The organism is Hyphomonas sp., from assembly GCF_016125515.1.
Classification (GTDB): domain Bacteria; phylum Pseudomonadota; class Alphaproteobacteria; order Caulobacterales; family Hyphomonadaceae; genus Hyphomonas.
The window spans coordinates 180,891-205,081 of sequence record NZ_WGLO01000008.1 but is presented as its reverse complement, the minus strand read 5'-3'; the positions used below and the strand labels follow the sequence as shown (position 1 = coordinate 205,081).

Genomic DNA, 24,191 nt, shown 5'->3' with positions numbered 1-24,191 from the left:
GAAACTCTACTCCTCGGGGGTCGCGGACGCGGGGGGTTCTGGCAGTCGCAGTTTCAACCGCCGGACGCGGCGCGTGTCGGCTTCCATGACTTCCAGCTCCGCGCCGCCGGGATGACGCAGCACCTCGCCGCGCAGCGGCACCTTGCCGGCCAACGCAACTGCAATGCCGCCCAGCGTATCGATTTCAGCATCGCTGTCGGTGAGGCCGAGATCGATGCCCGATTCTTCAGCGAATTCCTCGACCTCCATCCGCGCATCGACTTCCCAGATCCGGGCGCTGCGGCGGATGAACATCGGATCGTCATCATCATGTTCATCTTCGATGTCACCGACGATCACCTCGACGAGATCTTCCAGCGAGACGAGGCCGTCCGTGCCGCCATACTCATCGACAACAAGCGCGAGATGGATGCGCGTCGCCTGCATCTTCACGAGCAGGTCCGTGAGCTTCATTGATGGCGGGACATAGAGCACTTCGCGGTGCAGGCGTTCCAGCGGGCGCTTGGGCGGCGGGGTGTCCTTGGCGAGTTCGCTGACGACATCCTTGATGTGCACGAAGCCTATGGGGTCATCGAGCGTCTCGCGGAACACGGGCAGGCGCGAATGGGTGACTTCGGCAAAGACTTTCAGGAGATCCGGGAACTCCGTGCCGGCCTCAACCGCCTTGATCTCGGCACGCGGGACCATGACGTCGAACACGCGCAGCTTCTCGAACTCGGCGAGGCCGAGGCGCATGACCTGGGGGGCGCCGTCTTCCTTTGCCGCTTCGGCCACAGCGGCGGTTTCGGCCGCTGTCGGCTTGCGGCGGAACCCGAAGAGACCGCGTATCCGGCCGGTAGACGGGGCGTCGGAGGAATCAGAATCACTCATTGGGGCCTGTGTCGCAGAGCAGATATGGATTGGCTATACCGAGCGAGGCAAGCGCCCGGATCTCCTTCGCCTCCATCACCGCCGCCTCGTCGGGCGTTTCATGGTCATGTCCGAGAAGGTGAAGATAACCATGAATGAGCAGATGGGCGAGATGATCCTCCAGCCTTTTGCCCTGGAGGGCTGCATCGCGCGCCGCCACCCCATGGGCCACGGCGATGTCGCCGAGCAGCGGCCGGTCCATCGGCAGCGCGGGAAAGGAGAGCACATCGGTCGGCTTGTCCTTGCCGCGGAAGTCGCGGTTCAGCTGCTGAAGTTCCGTGTCATCGGTCAGCAGCAGGGAGACGAGACCCTCGGCCGGTTCCTCGGCGGCGGCAGCGGCAAAGGCGCGCCGCGAGAGGCCGTCGAGATCGCCCAGGGCGGGCCAGGCCTCCCCTTCCACGATCAAGGCAAGGTCAATCATGGCCGCGCTCAGCTCTCGCCTGCTGCGGCGTAGGCATCGATGATCCGGCTGACGAGGCCGTGACGCACAACGTCCGCGGCGGTCAGGCGGTGGGTGACGATGCCCTCGACCGGTTCGAGGATCTTCAGCGCATGCTTGAGGCCGGAAGGCTGGTTGCCGGGAAGGTCGACCTGGTCCGGGTCGCCGGTGACGACCATGCGGCTGTCCCGGCCAAGCCGGGTCAGCACCATTTTCATCTGCGCGACGGTCGTGTTCTGCGCTTCATCGACAATGACGAAGGCGTTCTTCAGTGTACGCCCGCGCATGAAAGCGATAGGGGCCACTTCGATCTCACCGCGCGTCATGCGCCGTTCCATCTGTTCCTGACCCATCAGCTCGCGCAGCGAGTCCCAGATCGGCAGCATGTAGGGATCGACTTTCTCCTCCAGCGTACCGGGCAGGAAGCCGAGCTTCTCGCCGGCCTCGACCGCCGGGCGCGTTACGATCAGGCGCTGTCGCAGGCCCGCCTGCAACTCGGCCACCCCGGTGGCCACCGCAAGAAAGGTCTTGCCCGTGCCGGCGGGACCGACGCCGAAGACCAGCGCATTGTCCGGCTGGGACAGGAGTTCGATATAGCGCGCCTGGCCGCGCGTCATCGCGGTGACCGGTTTGCGCAGGCCTTTCAGGGCATTGAAGGACTGCGACGGCGACATCGCCGCCTGAAGCGCGCCGTCGAGTTCCATCTCGCTGGCTTCCGATCCGTTGCGCAGGCGCCGTTCGAATTCGGCCAGCGCCGCTTCGGCCATCGACACGCCTTCTTCAGTGCCATCCAGACGGATGCCGCCCCCCTGGCTTTCGGCGCGCAGGCCAAACTGCTTCAGCCGCGTCTCCAGCAGGGTGAGGTTGCGATGGTGCGGGCCGCACAGGTCGCGCAGGCGCTCGGCCTGGTTGACCGGGTAGACACGGCTTACAGTCTCGGGGGTCTGCGGACGTTTCGCGCTCACTGAGCGGGCTCGCAGACCCGGACAAGCTCGCCGGTGAGGGAATTGAGGCTGGCATCGACGATCCTGAGATCGACGAGCTGGTTCAGCTGGGCTTCGGTGCCGTCGAAATGGACGGCCTGCAGATAGGGCGAACGGCCGTGCATCTGGCCTTCATTGCGCCCCTTCCCCGTGACGAGGACCGGTATCGTGCGGCCGATCTGTGCGCGGTTGAACGCGGTCTGCTGATCGCGCAGCAAGGCCTGCAAAGCCTGGAGGCGCCGGTCTTTCACGTCCTCGGGCACATGCAGCGCCATCTCGGCTGCCGGCGTGCCCGGCCGGGCGGAATACTTGAACGAATAGGCAATCGCGTAATCGATATCGCGCACCAGTTGCATCGTTGCCTCGAAGTCGGCATCGGTCTCACCCGGGAAGCCGACGATGAAGTCCGATGCGATGGCGATATCCGCACGGGCAGCGCGCACGCGGGCGATGATGTCCCGGTACTGGTCCGCCGTATGGCCGCGGTTCATCGCCTTCAGGATCCGGTCCGAGCCGGACTGAACCGGCAGGTGAAGGAAAGGCATCATGGCGGGCGTATCGCCGTGGGCGGCGATCAGGTCGTCGTCCATATCGCGCGGATGGCTGGTGGTGTAGCGGATGCGCTCGATGCCGCCGATGCGTGCGAGGTGGCGCACGAGCTGGCCGAGCGTCCAGTCCTCGCCGCCCTCAAGGCGCGGAGCCGGACCATGGAAGGCGTTGACGTTCTGGCCGAGCAGCGTGATCTCACGCACGCCCTTGCCCGCAAGGTCGCGCACTTCGGCCACGACATCATCGACATTGCGCGAAATCTCGGCGCCGCGCGTGTAGGGCACCACGCAGAAGGTGCAGAACTTGTCGCAACCCTCCTGCACCGAGACGAAAGCCGTGGGGCCGTCCGGATCGCGCGTTTTGGGCAGGGCGTCGAACTTCTCGACCGTATCGAACTCGGTTTCGAGCCGGTCGCCGACCGCGCGGCTGGCCCGGGCGATCATTTCCGGCAGCTTGTGGTAAGCTTGCGGTCCCAGCACAAGATCGACCGCAGGCTGGCGGCGGATGATCTCTGCGCCCTCGGCCTGGGCCACGCAGCCGGTGACCGCAATGGTCATGCGCCCACCGGACGCCTCTTTCATGCGCTTCAGCTTGCCGAGCTCTGAATAGACCTTCTCGGTCGCCTTCTCACGGATATGGCAGGTGTTGATCACCACGAGGTCGGCGCCTTCGGGCGCGTCCACGGGTGCATAGCCGAGCGGCTTCAGCACATCGCGGATGCGCTCGGAGTCATAAACGTTCATCTGGCAGCCGTGGGTCCTGATAAACAGGCCTTTTAACGGCTTCGCGTCGGGGGCAGCACTCATCGGGCGGCTTATGCCTCAAATGCGGGCAGGCTGAAAGAACCTTCCGCCATTCGGGCGGGCTCAAGGCAGTGAACGCCTTCACACGCCGGCAAACGCGGTTAGGGTGCCCCCAAATTGACACGATTGGCGCCGGGGAGGCCCTTACACATGTTCGAAACGATCTATCCAGCGCTGGAGCACGGCGTGAACAATGTCAGCGGCTTTATCTGGGCCGGTGAATGGGACGGCCAGTCCGTCCTGCCGTTCGGGCCGATTGCCGTTCTGTTGCTGGGGACCGGCTTGTTTTTCATGATCCGGATCGGCTTTCGCCCGGTGGTGCGCCTTTTGCCCGCGATGGGCGAGGTCTGGGCCGGTCGCAAGGGCAATGGTGACCCGAGCGCCATCACGCCGTTCCAGGCGCTGACGACCGCCCTGTCTGGCCAGGTCGGCACCGGCAACATCGTCGGCGTGGCGACCGCCATCACGCTGGGCGGACCGGGAGCCGTGTTCTGGATGTGGATCACTGCCATCTTCGGCATGGCGCTGGCCTTCGCCGAAAGCTCGCTGGCCATCAAGTTCCGCGAACGCGACGAGTATGGCCGCCTCAATGGCGGCCCGATGTACTATATCGCCAACGGTCTCGGCAAACACTGGAAGTTCCTGGCGATCCTCTTCTGTATCGGCACGATCCTTTCTGCGACGGCGACTGGCGGCATGGTCCAGGCCAACGGCATGACCCAGAATATCGTTTCCGAACTCAGCCCCTTCGGCATCAACGCGCCGACCTGGCTGATCGGCGTGATCGTTGCGGCCCTCGTGTTCGTCATCATCATCGGCGGGATCAAGTCGATCGGCAGCGTCGCTGAGAAACTCGTGCCGGCGATGGCGATCGTCTACGTCTCGATGTGCCTTGTGGTGCTCGGCCTGAACGTCCAGGAACTGCCGCACGCCTTGGGGATGATTTTCTCGTCCGCCTTCGGTCTGCAGCAGGCAGCGGGCGGCCTTGCCGGCTATGCCGTGCTGTCCGCCATCCGCTTCGGAATCGCGCGCGGCCTGTTCTCCAACGAGGCCGGACAGGGCTCAGCGCCCATCGCTCACGCCGCCTCGCAAATGAAGAACCCTGCGACGCAGGGAGAGATCGCCATGATCGGCGTGTTCGTCGATACGCTGGTGATCTGCACCATGACGGCCCTGGTGATCATCACGGCGGAAGGATCGTTCCAAACCTCTGCGAAGTTCCTGGCCGATCCGGCGATGGTCGCCGCCGGCCTCGGCGAGACGACCTCGCACCTCTGGCTGGCCGAAGGCGTCAACCCGGCCACGCTGACCAATCATGCCTTCACCGATGCCTTGCCCGGCCCGGTGGGCGGCTGGATCGTCACGCTCTGCCTGACGCTCTTCGCCTTCACTACGATCATCGGCTGGTCCTACTATGCCGAACAGGCCGTGACCTACCTGATCGGGGAATGGGCCACGAAGCCGTTCCGCTATCTCTGGTGTGTGATCATCTTCATCGGCGCGATCGCGCAGGTGAACTTCGTCTGGCTGTTCGGGGATATCGCCAATGCGGCGATGGCCTTCCCGAACCTGATCGCGATCCTGGCCCTTTCGGGCGTGGTGATCGCCATCCACCGGGCAAATGGCGATCCAGACACGGAAAATGGCGAGAGCGTGATTCCGCTGTCAGAAAAGGCGAAAGCCCTCGGCGTGGCGGAGACACCGGCCGAATAGGCCGGCGTCTCCGCTGCCGCGGGACCTAGATCGTCAAGACGATCTTACCGAAATGCTTCTGGCTGGCCTGGTGGGCGAAGGCGGCGGCGATCTGGTCCAGCGGGAAGGTGCTGTCGATCACCGGCCGGATGCCGCTCGCGTCCAGCGCATCGACCATGTCTTCCTGATGGCGGCGTGAGCCGACCGTAATGCCCGAAAGGGTGATATTGCGCGAGAAGAGCGCGGCGGTCGGCACCTCGCCGGAGACGCCGGTCAACACGCCGATCAACGAGATGTGGCCGCCCGGTCGGCAGGCATTGATCGACTGGGCCATGGTGCCCGGGCCGCCGATTTCGACGACCTCGTCCACGCCGCGCCCGCCCGTCAGCTCAAACGCTTTCCTGCCCCATTCCGGCGTCGTCTTGTAGTTGATCACATGATCTGCGCCGAGGGCCTTCAGCTTCTCCATTTTTTCGTCGGAGGAGGATGTGGCGATCACCCGCGCGCCGGCCGCCTTGGCAAACTGCAGCGCAAAGATAGAGACGCCGCCGGTGCCCTGGACGAGCACCCAGTCGCCGGGCTTGGTGCGGGTTTCCACGAACATGCCCCGCCAGGCGGTGAGCGCCGCGCAGGGTAGCGTTGCAGCTTCCTCGAAGGACCAGCCCGCCGGCATGCGCGTGAAGGCCGTTTCGGGTGCGGCGACGAGCTCGGCGCCGAATCCATCTGCGCCGTCTCCCGGCACGCTGGCGAACCCGGCCGCTTCGATCTGGCCGGACTGCCAGCTGGGGAAGAAGAGCGAGATGACCTTGTCACCCACCTTCCATTTCGTGACGCCCTCGCCGACGGCGACCACTTCACAGGCGCCATCCGACATGGGGATGCGCCCGTCGGGGGTCGGGATGCCGCCCAGCACAACGACAAAGTCGTGATAGTTGAGCGAACTCGCCCGCACGCGGACCAGTACTTCGCCGGCTTTCGGCTTGGGGTCCGGACGAGTCTCGATGACGAGCTTGTCGAGCCCGCCGGGTTTCTTGACGGCTGCTACTTTCATGGAACGTTCCTCCTGTTTGTGGCCTACGGGAGGTGGCGCGCCCTAGGGGAAGTCAAGAGGTGGCCAGGCGGGCCTCGCGCAGCGCCTTGCGCCGCACCTTGCCGGCATCATCACGCACCGGCTCGGTCACGTATTCGAACTGTTTCGGGATCTTGTAGCGCACCAGCCGTTCCGCGAGATGGGCCTCCATCGCTTTCGGATCGGCCGGTCCTTCCGGCCGGTCGACCACCGCGTAGAGGCGCGCGCCCATGTCTTCGTCCGGCAGGCCGATGACGGCGGAGGAGCGCACGCCCGGAAAGGCGTCGATCGCGGCCTCGACTTCGGCCGGGTAGATGTTGGCGCCGCCGACGAGGATCATGTCCGACAGCCGGTCGGTCAGATAGAGGTAGCCTTCGGCATCCATCCAGCCCATGTCGCCCAGGCTTTCCCAGCCGCCTTCGATCGATTTGGCTTCCGCGCCGATATAGCGGTAGGTGGTGCCCGCGCCGGCCAGCGGACGGATGAAGACTTCGCCGACTTCGCCGCGCGGCAGCGTCGCACCGTTTTCATCCACCACCTTCATTTCGCACGTCTCGACCGGCCGGCCGACAGACCCCTTGTGGGTCAGCCACTCCGTACCCTGAATGGTCGTGGAGCCCTGCCCTTCCGTGCCGCCATAGAGTTCCCAGATCACTTCAGCGCCGAGCCATTCGATGAAGCATTCCTTCAGCCAGGGCGGGCACGGCGCCGCGAGATGCCAGAGCGCCTTCAGGCTGGAGACATCATACTTCGTGCGCACTTCTTCCGGCAGCGCCCAGATGCGCCGCATCATGGTCGGTACCGTATAGATCACGTCGACCCTGTGCGCCTCGATCAGGCGAAGCGTTTCCTCGGCGTCGAACCGGGTCGTGACGACGACGGTGCAGCCCTTGAACAGCGCGGTCATGGCCCAGAGGAAGGGGCCGTTGTGATAGAGCGGCCCGGGGATCAGCATGCAGCCTTGCTGCTCGATGTTGAGTAGCGGCAGGTCCGGATCGGCCGCGGCCGGCGATTTCGACACGATCAGCTTGGGCCGGCCGGTCGATCCGCCCGACGTCATCGCCTTGTAGCTGGCGGCCGTGACCTCCGGGAGCGGAGCATCGGAGAGCGATGCATCAGGAACATAGCCCGCCGGCAGGCAGGCGGTCGGCGCATATTCGCCGGGCTCGACACCGACCACCAGGCTGGGTTCACCGACCTCGACGATCTGGTCGCGCTCGAATTTCGGCATGCGGGCCGAAACCGGTTGCGGCGTGGCGCCTGCTTTCCAGGTCGCAAGGCAAGCTTCGAAGAACTCGATGCCGTTAGGCAGCGCGATGGTGACGAAGTCATCCTGTTTGACGCCCAGCGCCTTATAGGCGCGCGCCAGCCGGTTGGTGCGCGCCTCAAGCTGCGCCCAGGTGACCGAGTGGCCTTCGTGAACGAGCGCCGCGCAGGACGGCTGGATCGCTGTCCAGTGCGCGATGATGCGCGAAAGCGAAATGAGTGACATGCAGTTTGGCCTCCCCTGTGTTTTTGTTTGTAGGCTGATGTTCAGATGCCCGCGCGCTTCAGCAGGCGCTGAAAGCCGGACCAGAACTCCGCGCGCCGGTCGTCAGTCTCCATCAGGATTTCGTGCATCGCGCCCTCGACGGTGATGTGCTCGCAATCCTTCAGGCGGCGCGCGATCTCCGCATGCGAGGCATTGTCGACCAGCTTTTCCTCCCCTGCCGAAGCCACGAAGACCGGGATCGTGACTTTCGACAGCGCCTTCGGCTTGGTGAAGGTGGCGAGGATGTCCAGCGACGCGCCGAGCCAGCCCCAGGTGACCGGGCCGAGCTCGAGATCCGGCGCTGCTTCGATCAGATCGCGCTGCATCTCCCAGCGCCGTTTGTCGTGGGTGACGATATTGTTCTCGAACCGCTCCGCCGGTCCCGGCTGAATGGCATAGTCGCCCGACCGGCCGGTCGCGCGCATGGCCCAGACGAGATAGCTCATGCCGAAGAATTTTGACTTCAGGCCCCACATCGGCGCCGAGAAGGCGGCCGCATCGACCTTCACCAGTCCTTGGGCGATGGCCGCCAGCGCAATGGCGCCGCCCATCGAATGGGCGAGGCAGACGCGCGGCTGGGGCAACTGGTCGTTGAACGTCTCAAGACCCCGCGCCAGCGCGCCCATGAAGGTCTCGAACCGGTCGATATGGCCCTTCTTGCTGTCCTCGAGCAGACGCTCGGACAGGCCCTGCCCCGGCCAATCGAGGATCAGGACCGCAAAACCCATCTTCTGGAGTTCGCGGCCGACCTCGAAATATTTCTCGATGAATTCGGTGCGGCCCGGACAGACGATGACCGTGCCGCGGGGCTTGGACGCCGACAGGGCCGGCGCAAGACAGGTACGCAGGGACCGGCCTGAGGCACCCTTGAACCAGACGACCCGGGCGCCGCCCGGCGCCGGATTGTTCTTCACATGGACAAACTCGGACGGTCTCGACTGCGTGTCAGCCATGTCGCGCCTCCTGCTAAAAAATGAAAGGCCGCCCGAAGCTGTCTCCGGGCGGCCTTCAAGGTCAAGCCCTGACGGGCGGGCAGGTTCAGCCGGCGAGCTTCTTCATGAGGCTCTGCAGCTGCATGGCGACCGACATGTCGCCGGCCACTTTCAACTTGCCCTGCATGAAGGCCATCGTGGGATCCATGGCGCCCGACGCGATCTTGGCGAAGTCATCCCAGTTCACCGAAATCGTCGCATCGGCCGGATCGTCCGAATTGTTGGCGGTGTTGTTGACGCCATCGATCAGCAATTTGCCGACGCTGCCGAAGTCAAATTTGACTTTTTTCTTGAAATCGCTGCCGCCTGCCATGGCAGCAGACGCGCGAGCGGTGAGTTCTGCGAGATCCATCCGGGTGATCCTCCTTGGAATTGGGTCTGGCAGGGATAAAGCAAACCGGAACGCGAGGAGCAAGAAGATTCCCTTGACGCGCCCAACGGCAAGGCGATCACCTGCAAATCATGAGTTGGGAAAAGTCGATCGAAGAATTGCGCCGGCGCGAGCGCCTGGCTGAACGGATGGGCGGCGATGAGCCGGTTGAACGCCAGCGCGGGCGCGGCAAGCTGACGGTACGGGAACGTGTCGCCTTCCTGGCCGATCCCGGCAGCTTCCATGAAATCGGCAAGATCGCCGGCAAGGCGGTCTACGGGCCGGACGACACGCTCGAAGCCTTCACGCCGTCTACCTCCGTGACCGGCCGGGCGCGGCTCGAAAACCGGCCTGTGGTGATCCTTGCCGACGATTTCACCGTGCGCGGCGGGGCCTCGGACGCGTCGATCTGGCAGAAGATGGTCCAGATGATCAAGATGGCGACCGAATACCGGATGCCCCTGGTTCAGATGATCGATGGCACAGGCGGGGGCGGCTCGGTCAAGAGCCTGGAGAAGGACCCGCGCACCTACATTCCCGAAACGCCGGGCTGGAACGAGATCGTGCACGGCCTGTCGCAAGTGCCGTTCGTGTCGCTGGCACTGGGCCCCTGCGCAGGCATGGGCGCGGGGCGCGTGGCCGCCAGTCACTTCTCCGTGATGGTCAAGGAACTCAGCCAGGTCTTCGTCGCCGGGCCGCCGGTGGCGATCGCGCTGGGCGAGAATGTCACCAAGGAAGAACTCGGCGGATGGAAGATCCAGGCCCAGAACGGCACGGTCGACAATGTCGTCGATTCGGAAGCTGACGCATTTGCGGCGGCCCGGCGGTTCCTGTCCTACTTGCCTTCCTCCATCCATGAGATTCCGGAGCGCCGTCCGCCGACGGACGATCCGAAACGGCGGGAAGAGAGCCTGCTCTCGATCGTGCCGAAGGACGGGCGCACGCCCTACAAGCCGCGCCGCATCATCGAGGCTGCGGTCGATCAGGGCAGCTTCTTCGAGATCGGCCATGACTGGGGCCGCGGCATCGTCACAGGTCTCGCCCGGATCGATGGCTATGCGGTCGGCATCCTGGCCGGCGATCCCTTCTTCCTGGACGGGGCCTGGACGGCTGATGTCTGCGACAAGGTCACCCGCCACATGGACCTGTGCTCGACCTTCCACCTGCCGGTGGTTCACTTCGTCGATTGCCCCGGCTTCGCCGTCGGCGTGAAAGCCGAGACGGCCGGCGTCACCCGCGCCGGCGTGCGCGCCATGACGGCGGTCTATCAGGCTGACGTGCCGGTCTGCTCGGTGGTGATCCGCAAGGCTTACGGTCTGGCCGGGTCCGCGATGATGAACCAGTCGAAGACCAAGTGGCGCTATTGCTGGCCCAGCGGCGACTGGGGCTCGCTGCCGATGGCAGGCGGGATCGAGGCGGCGTTTCGTAAGGAATTGTCGGAAGCGGAGAATCCGGAAGAGCTGAAAGCCCAGCTTTACCGCAAGTTCGAAGCGATCCGTTCGCCCTTCCGGACGGCCGAGAGCTTCCTCGCCGAGGAGATCATCGACCCGCGCGACACCCGCGCGCTTCTGGTCGATTATATCCACCACGCGCAGCGTGTCCTCACGCCCGGCGAGCGGCGCGTCACCTTCCGGCCCTGATCCTCACGCAAACTCACCCCGGTTCGGGCAACCTCTTGCCATTTTACGGGCGATGATGCGTGAATGCCCATCTGGGGAGGACCATACCATGAAACTCAGACATCTGCTGGCTGCCGGAACATCGGCACTCATGCTTGCGGCCTGCGGCGCACCGAACCGCGGCTATGAATCCAGCCCGGCGATGGCGCCTGAAGCGGCCATGAAAATGGCCGAGCCCATGTACGAAGCGCAAGAGTCCGCCATCGGCGGAGAAGGCGCCAGCGACGGGTCCGTCCAGCCGGGGCAGGAACAATACATCGCCTACATGCACTCGATCGGAATGCGCCTGCCGGTCAAGGCCATCGAGCCGACCATGCAAGGCCATATCGACGCCTGCAACAAGGCGGGGCCGTCCGTCTGCATTATCACCAACTCCTGGCTCAACGCCTATTCCGAGGACGAAGCCTCCGCATCCCTCAACCTGCGCGCCACACCGGCCTGGATCGAGGCCTTCCTGAGCGGGGTCGAAGCCGAAGCTTCGGCCGCCAAGGGTGAGATCACGACGCGCCAGACCACGGCCGAAGACCTGACCGTGTCCATCATCGACACCGATGCGCGGCTCAAGGCTCAGGAGACGCTGCGCGGGCGTCTGGAAAAGCTGCTCGAAAGCCGGCCCGGTGAATTGAAGGATGTTCTCGAAACCGAGCGGGAACTGGCCCGCGTGAATGGCGAGATCGACTCGCTCAAGTCCAGCCTTGCCGCCTTGCGCGTGCGGGTCGACATGAGCCAGCTGTCGGTCAGCTATGAGACGAAGCGCAACCCGGTCTCGCAAGGCGCGCTTTCGCCGCTCGGCGACGCGTTCGGCAACTTCTTCTACAACCTGGCGAGCGCCATCGCAGCCGTCGTCACCGCCTTTGCGGTGGGGCTGCCCTGGCTGATCCTCATCGGCGCGCTGCTCTGGATCTGGCTGCGCCTGATCTGGCCGCGCATCCGCCGCAAGAAACCGTCGGCCTGACCCCGGAGGGTCAGGCGCGTTCGGCCTGCTTCTTCTTCGCCGGAACTTTCCGGGCCAGAAGCAGCGATGCGATTTCCTTGGGCACGATCATCAGCATCTGGCTGAGGGTCGTCTCCCAATTGTCGATCAGGTCCTTGCCGCGCACGGAGCCGGTGCGCCGCGCATGTTCTTCAATCAGGGCTTTCGCCTCGCCGATATGCTCTTCCGGCATGTCGGCCAGCGGATACCAGTCAATCGAGTCCGGATTGACGACCTGTTCGAACCGGCCCGACGGATCCCAGATGAACGCCGCCCCGCCCGTCATGCCGGCGCCGAAATTGTCGCCGACCGGGCCGAGGATCACAGCGCGGCCATTGGTCATGTACTCGCAGCCATTCGCGCCGCAGCCTTCGACCACCGCCTTCGCACCGGAGTTGCGCACGGCAAACCGCACGCCCGCCGTGCCGGCCGCGAACAGCTTGCCGGCGGTTGCGCCATACAGGCAGGTATTGCCGATAATCGCATCGCCGAGCGCCGTACGCCGGTCGCGCGGACGCGGGGTGACCACGATGGTCGCGCCGGACAGGCCCTTGCCGACATAATCGTTCGCATCGCCCAGCACTTCCAGCAGCAGGCCCTGCACGCTGAACGCGCCGAGCGACTGGCCGGCCGAGCCTTCGAGCCGGATGTGCAGCCGGCCTTCCGGCAGCGACTGCATGCCGAACTTGCGGGTGATGCGTGAGCTTGCCCGCGCGCCGATGGCCCGCATCGTGTTCTGCACGCCGTATTCCAGCTGCATCTTCTCGCCGCGCTCGAAGAAGGGTTCGGCATCGCGCAGGATCTGTGCGTCGAGCGTGTCGGGCACCGGCTCGCGGCGGTTGGGCTTGTAGACCACCGGCGCTTCGGAATCGACCTGCACGAGGAGCGGGTTGAGATCGAGGTCGTCGAGATGGGCGGCGCCGCGGCTGACCTGCTTCAACAGGTCGGTGCGCCCGATCGCTTCGTCCAGCGAGCTCAGGCCGAGCGAAGCCAGGATCTCGCGCACGTCCTCTGCGATGAAGCTCATCAGGTTCACGACCTTTTCGGGATTGCCCGAGAAGTGCGCGCGCAGCGCCTCGTCCTGCGTGCAGACACCGACCGGACAAGTGTTCGAGTGGCACTGGCGCACCATGATGCAGCCCATCGCCACCAGCGAGGCTGTGCCGATGCCATACTCTTCCGCGCCGAGCATCGCCGCGATGACAATGTCGCGCCCTGTCCGCAGGCCGCCGTCCGTGCGCAGGGTAATCTTGTCGCGCAGGTTGTTCAGCGACAGCACCTGATGCGCTTCCGCCAGGCCGATCTCCCACGGAAGGCCGGCATACTTGATCGAGGTTTGCGGGCTGGCACCCGTGCCCCCCACACCGCCGGCGATCAGGATGATGTCCGCCTTCGCCTTCGCCACACCAGCCGCGACCGTGCCGACGCCGGACTGGGCGACGAGTTTCACGCAAACACGGCAATCGGGGTTGATCTGTTTCAGGTCATAGATCAGCTGGGCCAGATCTTCGATCGAGTAGATATCATGGTGCGGCGGCGGCGAGATCAGGGTCACGCCGGGCGTGGCATGGCGCAGCTTCGCAATCAGTTCGGTCACCTTGAAGCCCGGAAGCTGGCCGCCCTCGCCGGGCTTGGCGCCCTGGGCCACCTTGATCTCGATCTCGCGGCATTCGTTCAGGTATTCGGCCGTGACGCCGAAGCGGCCCGACGCGATCTGCTTGACCGCAGAGTTCATGTTGTCGCCGTTCGGCAGCGGCCGGTAGCGCGCCCGGTCTTCCCCGCCTTCTCCGGACACGGACTTTGCGCCGATCCGGTTCATCGCGACGTTCAGCGTGCCGTGTGCCTCGGGCGACAGCGCGCCGAGCGACATGCCAGGGGTCACGAACCGTTTGCGGATCTCGTTGATCGACTGGACCTGCGACAGTGGCACCGGCGGGCGGGCCGCCTTGAAGTCGAGGAGGTCGCGCAGCTGGATCGGGTCGCGCGCGTGCACGGCGTCGACATATTTGCGATAAATCGCATAGTCGCCGCGGTCACAGGCCGCCTGCAGTGTGTGGATCAGCGTGCCGTCGAGCGCGTGCAGTTCGTCCGACGCGCGCAGCCGGTAGAACCCGCCGACCGGAAGCGAGATGACGTCTTCGTCAAACGCCTTCTGGTGGCGCGCAAGGGCATTCTCCTCAAGGCCCGCAAGTCCAAGGCCGGAAATGCGGCTCGACATGCCAGGGAAATAGTCCGCCACCAGCGCCCGCGAGAGACCGAGCGCCTCGAAATTGTATCCGCCCCGGTAGGACGAAATGACCGAAATGCCCATCTTGGAGATGATTTTCAGAAGGCCCGCCTCGATCGCTTCCTTGTAGTTCTTCACCGCCTGGCCGAGCGTGATGTCGCCGAGCAGGCCGCGCGCGTGGCGGTCCGCAATAGCATCCTGCGCGAGGTAGGCGTTGACGCAGGTCGCTCCGACGCCGACGAGGACGGCGAAATAGTGCGTATCCAGACATTCGGCCGAACGCACCGTGATCGAGCAGAAGGTGCGCAGGCCCTGCGCAACGAGGTGCGAATGCACCGCGCCGGTTGCAAGGATTATCGGCACGGCAATCCGACTCGCCGATTGGTTCTCGTCCGTCAGGATGATGTGCTCGCGGCCCGCGCGGACGGCTTCCTCTGCTTCGCGCCGGATGCGCTCCAGCGCTGCCTTGAGCGCCTCCCCTTCCGCCGCCGTGACGTCCTCGGCCGCGAAGGTACAGTCAATGATCTCGGTGCCGAGGCCGAGCCGCGTCAGCAGGCGGTCATACATGCCGGTGGTGAGCACAGGGCTCTCCAGTACGAAGATCTCCTGCTGGGACTTGTCCGTATCGAGCACGTTGCCGAGGTTCTTGAACCGTGTGCGCAGGCTCATCACGCGGCCTTCGCGCAGCGGATCGATCGGCGGGTTGGTGACCTGGCTGAAATTCTGCCGGAAGAAATGGCTCATAGGGCGGAAGGCCGAAGACAGGACGGCCGGCGCGGTATCGTCGCCCATCGACCCGATTGCTTCCTTGGCGCTCTCCGCCATCGGCGCGAGGATCAGTTCCAACGTCTCCAGCGAATAGCCCGCTGCCGTCTGGCGCCGCAGCATGTCTTCGCGGTTGAACAGCACAGGCTCCGGGCCCGGGCCGATTTCCGGCTCGAGCTCGGTCACCGCCTGCAGCCACTCCTCATACGGCGCCTGCGCCGCGAGATAGTCGACCATCTCGCGGTGTTCGTAGAACTTGCCGGTCTTCAGGTCGGCCGCGATCATGCCGCCGGCGGGGATCGAGCCGCGTTTTGCAATCTCGTGATTGCCGAGCGGGCACATGCCGGTTTCGGATCCCACCGCCAGGATACCGTCCGTCGTCAGAGCATAGCGCAGCGGACGCAGGCCGTTGCGGTCAAGCCCCGCGACAGCCCAGCGGCCATCATAGGCCGCAATTCCCGCCGGACCGTCCCACGGCTCCATCACCGAGTTGCAATAGTCGTAGAGCGCGCGGTGCGCCGTCGGCATCACCGATTCGCGTTTCGACCAGGCCTCCGGAATCAGCATCGCCTTCGCCATCGGCGCCGGGCGGCCGGACTTGCAGAGCAGTTCCCACACCGCATCGAGCGCGCCAGAATCCGATGTGCCGTCCGGGATGATCGGCTTGATGTCGTCGACATGCTCTCCATAAGCCTCCGAGACCATGCGGATCTCGTGGCTCTTCATCCAGTTCTTGTTGCCGCGCAGCGTGTTGATCTCGCCATTGTGCGCGATCATGCGGAACGGCTGGGCCAGCGCCCATTGCGGGAACGTGTTGGTCGAATAGCGCTGGTGGTAGATCGCGAAGGCCGAGATGAACCGTTCGTCGCGCAGGTCGAGATAGAAATTGTCGATGTCAGCCGCCAGGAACATGCCCTTGTAGATCAGCGACTTGTGGCTGAGCGAACACACATAGAAGGACGGGATAGCCATCTCGCGCGCGCGGCGCTCGATGCGGCGGCGGCAGATGTACAGCGCACGTTCCAGCTCTTCCGGGCTACGGCCGCGCGCGTCGCGGAACATGATCTGCTCGATGGCGGGGCGCGTATCCTTCGCCTTCTGCCCGATCACCGAAACATCGACCGGCGGCTGGCGCCAGCCATAGATGTAGAACCCGAAGTGCAACACTTCGCGCTCGACCAGCGTGCGGCCGGCCTCCTGCGCGCCGAAATCCGTCCGCGGAAGGAAGATCTGCCCGACGCAGATCCGGTCATCGGTCGGCGTATGGCCCGTTCGGCTCACATGTTCGCGGAAGAAATCCTGCGGCACGTCGAGACGGATACCGGCGCCGTCGCCGGTCTTGCCATCGGCGTCCACGGCGCCGCGGTGCCAGACATTCTTGAGCGCCGCGATCCCCATGGCCACGATCTCGCGCTTCGGCTTGCCGTCGAGCGAGACAACGAGGCCGACGCCGCACGCGTCCTTCTCGTCTTCCGGATTATAGGCATGGCCGTCGATCAGTTTCTGACGGTTGGCTTCGTACTGCTTTACGTATTCGCTCATCAACTTACTCCGCCGCCACTCGGTCAGACGCCATGGCTTTCATGGCCTTGTGCATCGCTTCTGCCGCATCGCGGCCATCCTTGATCGCCCAGACCACAAGCGAGGCCCCGCGCACGATATCGCCGGCGGCATAAACGCCCGGCAGACTCGTCTGCATCGTCGCATAATCCACCCGCACGGCGCCCCAGCGGTTCACGGTCAGGGCCGGCTCATCGAACAGTTGCGGCAGGTCTTCCGGATCGAAGCCGAGCGCCTTGATCACAAGGTCTGCCTTTACATCGAACGTCTCGCCCGTCTTCATCGGGCTCTGGCGGCCGGATGCATCCGGTTCGCCCAGTTTCATCCGGCTTGCGCGCACGGCTTTCACCTTGCCCGCCTTGGTGTCGAGGATGGCTTCCGGATTGGCGAGCCATTCGAACACGACACCCTCTTCTTCCGCATTCTGAACTTCGCGCTGCGAGCCCGGCATGTTGGCCCGGTCGCGCCGGTAGAGACAGGTCACTGATTTCGCGCCCTGGCGGATGGCGGTGCGCACGCAGTCCATCGCCGTATCGCCGCCGCCGATCACAACCACGCGTTTGCCTTCGGCATTCAGGTCGCCGGAGTCGAATCCGGGAACCTCGTCGCCAAGACCCTTGCGGTTCGAGGCGGTCAGATAGTCGAGGGCGGCCAGCACGCCGTCAGAGCCGCTGCCCGGGCACTTGAGATCCTTCGCGGCATAGACGCCCGTCGCGATCAGCAGCGTGTCATGCTCGACGCGCAGGGCCGCAAGCTTCACGTCCTTGCCGACGCGGGTATTGAACTTGAAGGTGATGCCGGAGGCTTCGAGATGCGCGATGCGGCGCTCGACGACATCTTTTTCCAGCTTGAAACCCGGAATGCCGTACATCAGCAAGCCGCCGCCCCGGTCATAGGCGTCGTACACTGTGACCTGATAGCCCTTGCGGCGCAGCTGCTCCGCCGCAGCAAGGCCACCCGGCCCCGCCCCAATGATGCCAGCCGACTGCGTACGTTCGCGCGGCGGCTTGATCGGCTGGACCCAGCCTTCGGCCCAGGCCGTGTCCGTGATGTATTTCTCGATCGAACCGATGGTCACCGTGCCATGGCCCGATTGCTCGATCGTGCAGATGCCTTCGCACAGCCGGTCCTGCGGGCAGATACGGCCGCAGATTTCCGGCATGTTGTTGGTGGCCGAGGAAACGCGCCAGGCTTCCTCAAGCCGGTCTTCTGCCGCCAGCTTCAGCCAATCCGGAATATTATTCTGCAAAGGGCAACCTTGCTGGCAGAACGGCACGCCGCATTGCGAACAGCGGCTGGCCTGCGCATGCGCGGCCTCGGGCGAGAAGTCTGCATAGATCTCATCGAAATCGGCCGCGCGCACCGGCGCAGGGCGCTTGTCCGGCATCGACCGGGACACTTTCGTGAATTGCAGCATACGCTCCGCCATACCGGCTTCTCCCTGTCGTCGCACAATCCCACATGGGCGCACGCGGAGCCCTGCTGTTAGAGCGCCGCCGCCCACACGCCAAGTGCGATTTCAGAGAACAATACCATATTGATATCTTAATGGCCATTTTCTGTGTGCTGGAATACAATTTGCAGCTGCTTGTCAAAAATCTAGTATCATTTTGATATTTGGATTTCTGAGGGCATGGGCCAGCCGGCCCTGCGGGGTTTTCACATCGGGCGCAGCCGCAAACGATTCAATCGTTCACCTTTCTGCGCTAAGGGCAGAACTGTTTGCTGTCAGCGGTGCCCGGTCCATGTCCCTTCTCCAGATCCTCATCATCTCGATCGTCCAAGGCATCACGGAATGGCTGCCGGTCTCCTCCTCCGCCCACGTGCTGATCGCGGCAGACTATTTCGGTTATGTCGGCCGGGACGAGCTCTTGATCAACGCGGTCGCCAATTTCGGCACGGTCGCCTCGATGCTGATTTATTTCCGCAAGGAGATCGGCGAGGCGATCTTCGGCGTTTTCGCCCTTCCGGCCGCGCTGAAGGAAAAACGCCCGCTCAGCTCCGGTGAGCGCCTGGCGATGAACCTGCTCGCCTCCCTGCCGCTGACCATCGTCGGCCTCGCCGCCGCCAAGCTTCTTGTGTCCGACGAGATGAACGCGGCCGTCCGTTCGGTGCACGGCGTCGCCATCCCGCTGATCGGCTTCGGCATCCTGCTCGGCCTTGCCGACATGTTCGGCAAGCGTACCCGCACGCTCGACGACCTGACGCCTGTCCATGCGATGATGATCGGTGCGGTCCAGGTGATCGCAGCCGTCCTGCCCGGCACCTCGCGGTCCGGCATCACCATGACCACCGCGCGGGCCCTCGGCTATTCACGGCCGGACGCTGCCAAGTTCGGCATGCTGGTCGGCGCGCCGGTCCTCTCGGCGGTCGGGCTGTACATGATCGCGGAATTCTTCTTCGGCAGCGAAGTCGGCTCCGTCACGGTCACTGCCTCCGAAGCCATTGCGATCGGCATCGGCTCGGCCCTGTCCGGCCTGGTCGCGATCTACATCCTGATGTCGCTGGTGCGCCGAATGAGCTTCCTGCCCTTCGTCGCCTACCGCATCCTGCTGGGCATCGCCCTCATCGCAATGATGCCGGTGCCGGTCGTCTGAGCCTGTCTCAGGCTTCGCTGGGCTTGTGGAACTCGCCGTAGCTGCGGAAGCGCCACAGGTAGCGCGGCACGATCGCCTCGACCGTTTCAAGCCCGGTGACGCCGAGATCAGCAATCGTCAGCGCGCCTTCGCCCACCACATTGTCGGTCTTGAGCAGTTCGATCTGCGAGCCGGTCACCGGCGGGCCGCCCAGCATGCCCCACGAAAAGGGCGGCATATACCGCCACACCGCGCCGGCCAGGTAGCCGAGCGGCTGGGCGATGAAGAACGGCAGACCGATCTTGAAACGCTTCTCGTCGATGGTTTTCAGGATCACGTCGAACAGCTCGTTGAACGTGTAGACCGACGGCCCGCCCAGTTCGAAGGTCTTGCCGTCGGCCGCCTCTGAACTGACAGCGGCCGCAATCGCCTCGGCGACATTGCCCGCATAGATCGGTTGGAACTTCGTCTTGCCGCCGCCGATGGCGGGCAGCATCGGTGCCGATTGGGCCATACCGGCAAAGCGGTTGAAGAAATCGTCTTCCGGCCCAAACACGATGGACGGGCGCAGGATCGTCGCGGTGGGAATCGCCTCACGCACCGCCGCCTCACCGGCCGCCTTGCTCTTCGCGTAGGGCGACTTCGAGGTTTCGCTGGCGCCGATGGCCGAGACCTGGATGAACCGCGTGATGCCCTTGGCCGCTGCCGCTTCCGCCACGAGGGCCGCGCCATCGACATGGGCGCCTGTGAAGGTCTGCTTGCCGCTTTCGTAGAGGATGCCCACGAGATTGATCACCGCATCGGCGCCGTCCAGCGCCCGGTCGACCGAGGCGCGATCACGCACATTGGCCTGCACGATATCGACCCAGCCCGGCGGTCCGGCGAGGCGTACGTCAATCGCAGTGTGGACCCTGCGGCAGGCGACGCGCACGCGCCAGCCTTGCTCCACCAGAGTCCGGGCGGTGTAGCGGCCAATGAAGCCCGACCCGCCAAAAACCGTGACCAATCCCTTGCTCATGCCCGATGCCTCTTGCCGGCCGCCCTTACAGGCGCCGCGATTGCCAGATTCAGTCGCCTTTGACCACAGGAACCTTGCCCCTGTCCATGCGGCATGCGCGGCGCGCGCGGCAGGCCCGTCAGGACCGCATCAGGCCGGAGGCCTTCAGCAGCTTGCCGGCCCGGATCACGCGCTGCAGCTTGTGCTCGCTGGACCGGTCGCCCTTGTTCGAGTCCGGATGGAAACGCCGGACATATTCGGCATAGCGCGCCCGGATCTCTGGCGGCGCGGCGTCCGGCTCCAGGTCGAGTTCGCGCAGCGCCCGCACCTGCAGGCTGGAACGGTGCTTGGCGACATTGGCTTCGGCGGCCGGCATGTCATCCAGATCGAAGAAGCCGCGTCCGGCCCAACGGCGCGGATCATGCACCTGCGCGCTGCGCTTGCCGCCCACTGGCCCGCTGCCGAACCGCCAGGTCCGCTTGTGTCCATAGCGCTCCGACCGCACGAAGGCGGCAGCTTCGGCCTCGCTCATGCCTTCGAAGAAGTTGAACCGGCGATTGTATTCGGAGACGTGCTGCTCGCAGAAGAAATGCCGTCCCTTGCCATTCCGGCGCGGCGCTGGATGGGCCCCTTCCAGATCGCAACCCGGTTCGTCGCACACACGCGTCTGCTTGGCGCGCTCACGCGACGCCTCGTCCGCGGGAGGTTTCACGCGTATATCCTTGAACTTAACGCGGTAGCGGAAGGGATCGCTGTCGGACATGGCCTGTGATAATAGGGAGCACCGCTTAAAGATGCCACAACCAAGTGACAGACAGACGCGAATTGAAGAGGCCCTGACCGAAGCCTTCGCGCCGGTTTCGCTCAAAGTCAGCGATGACAGCGCCAAACATGCGGGCCATGCCGGCGCGTCACCCGAAGGCGAAACGCATTATTCGGTTGAGATCGTCGCCGAAGCGTTCGAAGGTCTGTCGCGGGTTCAGATCCAGCGCACCATCATGATGGTGCTGCAGAAGGAATTCGACACCGGCCTGCACGCCCTCGCGCTGAAGGCCAGTGCGCCGGCAGCAAATCCCTGATCAACTGACTTCGGCCTTTGACACGTTGAGCCCGGTCACCTGGTTGCGGGCGCGGCGCAGGATGTTGAACCGGTAGCCGTAGAAGACGAAGCTCTGTCCGGTCTCCGGAATGGTCTGCGCTTCGTGGATCACGAGACCCGCCACGGTGACGGCTTCTTCATCCGGCAGATTCCAGCCGGTTGCCCGGTTGAGATCGCGGATCGGTACCCAGCCATCGACATTCACCGATCCGTCTGCCTGCACGCGCACACCCTGGATCTGGACATCATGCTCGTCATGGATCGCCCCGACGATCTCTTCGAGGATGTCTTCCAGCGTGATCATCCCCTGCAACTCGCCATACTCGTCGATCACGAGCGCAAAATGCTGGCCCTTGGACAGGAACTGGTCGAGCTGGTCCTTCACCGGCGTCGTCTCCGGCACGAACCATGGCTTGCGCAGGATCGTGTCGAGATCGAGCTTCGAAAGGTCTCCTCCGAGCGGCAATGCCGCACGCAGCAGGTCCTTGGCATGGAGGATCCCGATGATCTCTTCCTTCTCGCCCCGGTAAAGCGGCAGGCGCGTGTGCGGACTGGCCAGCGCCTTCATCACCAGCTGGCGCCGGTCGAGATCGGCGTTCAGCATCTGGATGTTCTTGCGATGGATCATCACGTCTTCGACGGTAAGTTCCTTCAGGTCGAGCGCGCCGACGAGGCGCAGGCGGTCTTCCTGTTCCACTCCGCCTTCCATGGCGTGCAGATCGATGGCCCCGCGGATCTCCTCTTCCGCCGAAACAGGTCTCGCCGGCGTGCCGAGACCCAGGACCGAAAGGATGAAGTTCACGATGAACTGGATCAGCTTGATGATCCATGAGGCGACCCGCACCAGAAGCCCGATGGGCCGGGCCACGACCAGCGCGACACTGTCCGGGCGCGAGATCGCATAGGTCTTCGGCATCACTTCCGAAAAGATCAGCACCGTGATGGTCATGACCGCCGTCGCGATCGCCAGCGCCAGCCCGCCCTGCCCGAACAGCGCGGTGAACATCGTCGTAGCCAGAACCGATGCCAGGATGTTGACGAGGTTGTTGCCCAGCAGGATCGCGCCGATGAAATCCTCGCGATTGGCCAGCAACCGGTTTACCGCACGGGCGCGCTTGTCGCCTTCCTTGTCCAGTTGGTGCATCCGTGCGCGGGAGGCAGCCGTTAGCGCCGTCTCGGAGCCGGAAAAAAATCCAGACAAGCAAAGCAGCAGGGCGATGGCAATCAGGTAACCGGCAATCATGTCGGGTAAAAGGTCTCTTCAGGCTGTTTCAAGGAGTTCTCGGTCGAGGAAGGCTTCGATGGACGCAAGATCCGCATCCGGATGAATATAGGCGGCGCCGATGCCGCGGGCGAGAATCAGCGGAACGCGGCCGCCGCGCGCCTTCTTGTCCTGCTGCATAAGTTCGGCAAGCCGTTTGGCGGTAAACCGGGCGCGGTCGCGTCCGGCAAGGCTGACCGGCAGGCCGGAGGCTTCGATGACATTCGCCACATGCGCGGCGTCCGCCGCCGGGGTGACGCCCAGCTCTGCGCCGTACCGGAAGGCCAGTGCCATGCCCAGCGCCACGGCCTCGCCGTGCAGCAAGTCCGGTCCATAGCCGTTCGCCGCTTCCAGCGCATGGCCAAACGTATGGCCGAGGTTCAGCAGCTGGCGTACGCCGGTTTCAGTCTCGTCCTCGGCGACGATCGCCGCCTTGGAGGCACACGACCGCGCGACTGCCTCCCGCGCAGCGTCCGGCTCCAGCGCCAGCACCCGGCTGCCCTGCTGCGCCAGCCAGGCGAAGAAAGGGGCGTCATTGATCAGGCCGTATTTGAGGATCTCGGCATAGCCGGCTTTGAGCTCTCGTTCCGGCAAGGTGGAGAGCAACTCGGTATCGGCGATCACGAGGCGCGGCTGGTAGAAGGCGCCGACCAGGTTTTTCCCGCGCGGCGTGTTCACGCCCGTCTTTCCGCCCACGGAGGAATCGACCTGCGCCAGCAGGGTCGTCGGCACCTGTACAAACCCCATGCCACGCTTCATCAGGCTGGCTGCCAGGCCGCCCATGTCGCCGATCACGCCGCCGCCGAACGCGATCAGCACATCGCCCCGGTCTGCCCCCCCCGCCAGCAGCCAGTCGAGCACGCCTTCCAGCTGCGCGAAGGTCTTCGTCTGCTCGCCGGGCGGCACGGCACGCCAGTCGAGCGCGATGCCGGCCTTGGCGACGGCCGCTTGGAGCCGCGGCTTGTGCAGGCGCATGACCGTCTCATCCGTCAGCACGAAGGCGCGCGGGCGCTTGACAAGCGCAGACAGCCGCTCGCCCAGCGCCGACAGGGCACCATGGCCGACGAGAATGTCATAGCTGCGCGCGTCCAGCGCGACGCGAACGGTTTCCAGGGGCAAAGACGGGGTCATGCAGGCGTCCAGGTTTGCAGCGCCTTGAGGATGGCGTTGACAGTATTGGTGTGCGGGCCGTCCTTGGACAGGACATGCAGGTCGGCCTGGGAATAGAAAGGCTGGCGCTCGGCCACGAGATTGGAAAGGTGCGCCTTGGCGTCGGCGCGCTTCAGCAAGGGCCGGTTGTCGCGCTTCTGAACGCGCCGCCACAGCGTCTCCAGATCGGCGTTCAGCCAGACGCTGACCGCCTTCTCCTTCATGACGGCGCGCGTCTCGGCGTCGAGGAAGGCCCCGCCGCCGGTCGCCAGAACATGCGGCGGCAGGTCCAGCAGGCGTTTGAGCACCTGTTTCTCGCCGCGTCGGAAGTCCGCCTCGCCATGCAGGGCGAAGATGTCGGAGATGGACAGGCCCGCCGCCTTCTCGATTTCGGCATCGCTGTCATAGAAGGCGCGTCCCAGCTTTTCCGCCAGCCGGCGCCCGACGGTCGACTTCCCGGCGCCCATCAGCCCCACAAGCGCGATCGTGCGCCCGGCATAGGCGGGGCCCGTTATCGTGTCGGGCCTTGAAGGGTCAGTTTCGTCCGGCATGTCTCTCTCTTACCCGG

At 64.6% G+C, this 24,191-nt stretch carries 20 protein-coding genes; 5 read left to right on the top strand and 15 right to left on the bottom strand.

Features of this window, described 5'->3' with window-relative positions:
- Positions 1-6: 6 nt before the first annotated feature.
- Genes GC148_RS07400 through miaB form a run of 4 tightly spaced genes read right to left on the bottom strand, consistent with a single transcriptional unit; the run spans position 7 to position 3,686 of the window.
- Positions 7-870 carry a transporter associated domain-containing protein gene (locus tag GC148_RS07400; protein ID WP_291070027.1) on the bottom strand — a complete coding sequence of 288 codons (864 nt, stop codon included), beginning with the start codon at positions 868-870 and terminating at the stop codon, positions 7-9.
- Positions 863-1,330, bottom strand: coding sequence for an rRNA maturation RNase YbeY (gene ybeY / locus GC148_RS07395; RefSeq protein ID WP_291070026.1), 468 nt, complete (start codon positions 1,328-1,330; stop codon positions 863-865). The genes GC148_RS07400 and ybeY overlap by 8 nt, the downstream gene beginning before the upstream one ends.
- A gap of 8 nt (positions 1,331-1,338) precedes the next feature.
- Positions 1,339-2,313 (bottom strand): PhoH family protein, encoded by a 975-nt coding sequence (locus GC148_RS07390; protein ID WP_291070025.1) that lies wholly within the window; start codon positions 2,311-2,313, stop codon positions 1,339-1,341.
- On the bottom strand, positions 2,310-3,686 hold the full coding sequence (miaB, locus tag GC148_RS07385) for a tRNA (N6-isopentenyl adenosine(37)-C2)-methylthiotransferase MiaB (protein WP_291070024.1): 1,377 nt from the start codon (positions 3,684-3,686) through the stop codon (positions 2,310-2,312). The genes GC148_RS07390 and miaB overlap by 4 nt, the downstream gene beginning before the upstream one ends.
- Positions 3,687-3,833: 147 nt before the next feature.
- On the opposite strand from miaB, the gene GC148_RS07380 reads away from it, so the two are divergent.
- The gene (locus tag GC148_RS07380; protein WP_291070023.1) at positions 3,834-5,396 is read left to right on the top strand and encodes a sodium:alanine symporter family protein; all 1,563 of its coding nucleotides are present in this window, start codon (positions 3,834-3,836) and stop codon (positions 5,394-5,396) included.
- 25 nt (positions 5,397-5,421) lie between these two features.
- Here the strand turns inward: GC148_RS07380 and GC148_RS07375 are convergent, their stop codons facing one another.
- The 4 genes from GC148_RS07375 to GC148_RS07360 all read right to left on the bottom strand — a co-directional run bounded on the left by GC148_RS07375 (position 5,422) and on the right by GC148_RS07360 (position 9,319).
- Positions 5,422-6,426 (bottom strand): NAD(P)-dependent alcohol dehydrogenase, encoded by a 1,005-nt coding sequence (locus tag GC148_RS07375; RefSeq protein WP_291070022.1) that lies wholly within the window; start codon positions 6,424-6,426, stop codon positions 5,422-5,424.
- A gap of 52 nt (positions 6,427-6,478) precedes the next feature.
- Complete coding sequence (locus tag GC148_RS07370; protein WP_291070021.1) at positions 6,479-7,936, bottom strand: AMP-binding protein; 1,458 nt, start codon at positions 7,934-7,936, stop codon at positions 6,479-6,481.
- 41 nt (positions 7,937-7,977) lie between these two features.
- Complete coding sequence (locus GC148_RS07365) at positions 7,978-8,928, bottom strand: alpha/beta hydrolase (protein ID WP_291070020.1); 951 nt, start codon at positions 8,926-8,928, stop codon at positions 7,978-7,980.
- 85 nt (positions 8,929-9,013) lie between these two features.
- A complete protein-coding gene (locus tag GC148_RS07360; RefSeq protein WP_291070019.1) occupies positions 9,014-9,319 on the bottom strand; it encodes an SCP2 sterol-binding domain-containing protein in 306 nt (101 codons plus the stop codon).
- Between the two features lie 110 nt (positions 9,320-9,429).
- Here GC148_RS07360 and GC148_RS07355 point away from each other — a divergent pair, with 110 nt between their 5' ends.
- The gene (locus tag GC148_RS07355; RefSeq protein WP_291070018.1) at positions 9,430-10,977 is read left to right on the top strand and encodes a carboxyl transferase domain-containing protein; all 1,548 of its coding nucleotides are present in this window, start codon (positions 9,430-9,432) and stop codon (positions 10,975-10,977) included.
- An 88-nt stretch (positions 10,978-11,065) separates the two neighbouring features.
- Positions 11,066-11,971, top strand: a complete 906-nt coding sequence (locus GC148_RS07350) for a DUF4349 domain-containing protein (protein WP_291070016.1) — start codon at positions 11,066-11,068, stop codon at positions 11,969-11,971.
- A 10-nt stretch (positions 11,972-11,981) separates the two neighbouring features.
- On the opposite strand, the gene gltB is transcribed toward GC148_RS07350, so the two are convergent.
- Complete coding sequence (gene gltB, locus GC148_RS07345) at positions 11,982-16,523, bottom strand: glutamate synthase large subunit (protein WP_291070014.1); 4,542 nt, start codon at positions 16,521-16,523, stop codon at positions 11,982-11,984.
- 4 nt (positions 16,524-16,527) lie between these two features.
- Positions 16,528-17,970 carry an NAD(P)-dependent oxidoreductase gene (locus tag GC148_RS07340; RefSeq protein WP_291070013.1) on the bottom strand — a complete coding sequence of 481 codons (1,443 nt, stop codon included), beginning with the start codon at positions 17,968-17,970 and terminating at the stop codon, positions 16,528-16,530.
- A gap of 316 nt (positions 17,971-18,286) precedes the next feature.
- On the opposite strand from GC148_RS07340, the gene GC148_RS07335 reads away from it, so the two are divergent.
- Positions 18,287-19,138 carry an undecaprenyl-diphosphate phosphatase gene (locus tag GC148_RS07335; RefSeq protein WP_291070011.1) on the top strand — a complete coding sequence of 284 codons (852 nt, stop codon included), beginning with the start codon at positions 18,287-18,289 and terminating at the stop codon, positions 19,136-19,138.
- 7 nt (positions 19,139-19,145) lie between these two features.
- Here the strand turns inward: GC148_RS07335 and GC148_RS07330 are convergent, their stop codons facing one another.
- Together GC148_RS07330 and GC148_RS07325 are read right to left on the bottom strand one after the other, a co-directional pair.
- Complete coding sequence (locus GC148_RS07330) at positions 19,146-20,135, bottom strand: complex I NDUFA9 subunit family protein (RefSeq protein WP_291070009.1); 990 nt, start codon at positions 20,133-20,135, stop codon at positions 19,146-19,148.
- Positions 20,136-20,253: 118 nt separating this feature from the next.
- A complete protein-coding gene (locus GC148_RS07325; protein ID WP_291070007.1) occupies positions 20,254-20,877 on the bottom strand; it encodes a J domain-containing protein in 624 nt (207 codons plus the stop codon).
- A 31-nt stretch (positions 20,878-20,908) separates the two neighbouring features.
- Here GC148_RS07325 and GC148_RS07320 point away from each other — a divergent pair, with 31 nt between their 5' ends.
- Positions 20,909-21,193, top strand: a complete 285-nt coding sequence (locus GC148_RS07320; RefSeq protein ID WP_291070005.1) for a BolA family protein — start codon at positions 20,909-20,911, stop codon at positions 21,191-21,193.
- Here GC148_RS07320 and GC148_RS07315 read toward each other — a convergent pair whose 3' ends face one another.
- The 3 genes from GC148_RS07315 to GC148_RS07305 are packed head-to-tail and all read right to left on the bottom strand — an operon-like array spanning position 21,194 to position 24,174.
- Positions 21,194-22,456, bottom strand: coding sequence for an HlyC/CorC family transporter (locus GC148_RS07315; protein ID WP_291070003.1), 1,263 nt, complete (start codon positions 22,454-22,456; stop codon positions 21,194-21,196).
- Between the two features lie 18 nt (positions 22,457-22,474).
- Positions 22,475-23,605 (bottom strand): 3-dehydroquinate synthase, encoded by a 1,131-nt coding sequence (gene aroB, locus GC148_RS07310; protein WP_291070001.1) that lies wholly within the window; start codon positions 23,603-23,605, stop codon positions 22,475-22,477.
- A complete protein-coding gene (locus GC148_RS07305; protein ID WP_291069999.1) occupies positions 23,602-24,174 on the bottom strand; it encodes a shikimate kinase in 573 nt (190 codons plus the stop codon). Before GC148_RS07305 ends, aroB begins: the two co-directional genes overlap by 4 nt.
- Positions 24,175-24,191 lie beyond the last annotated feature (17 nt).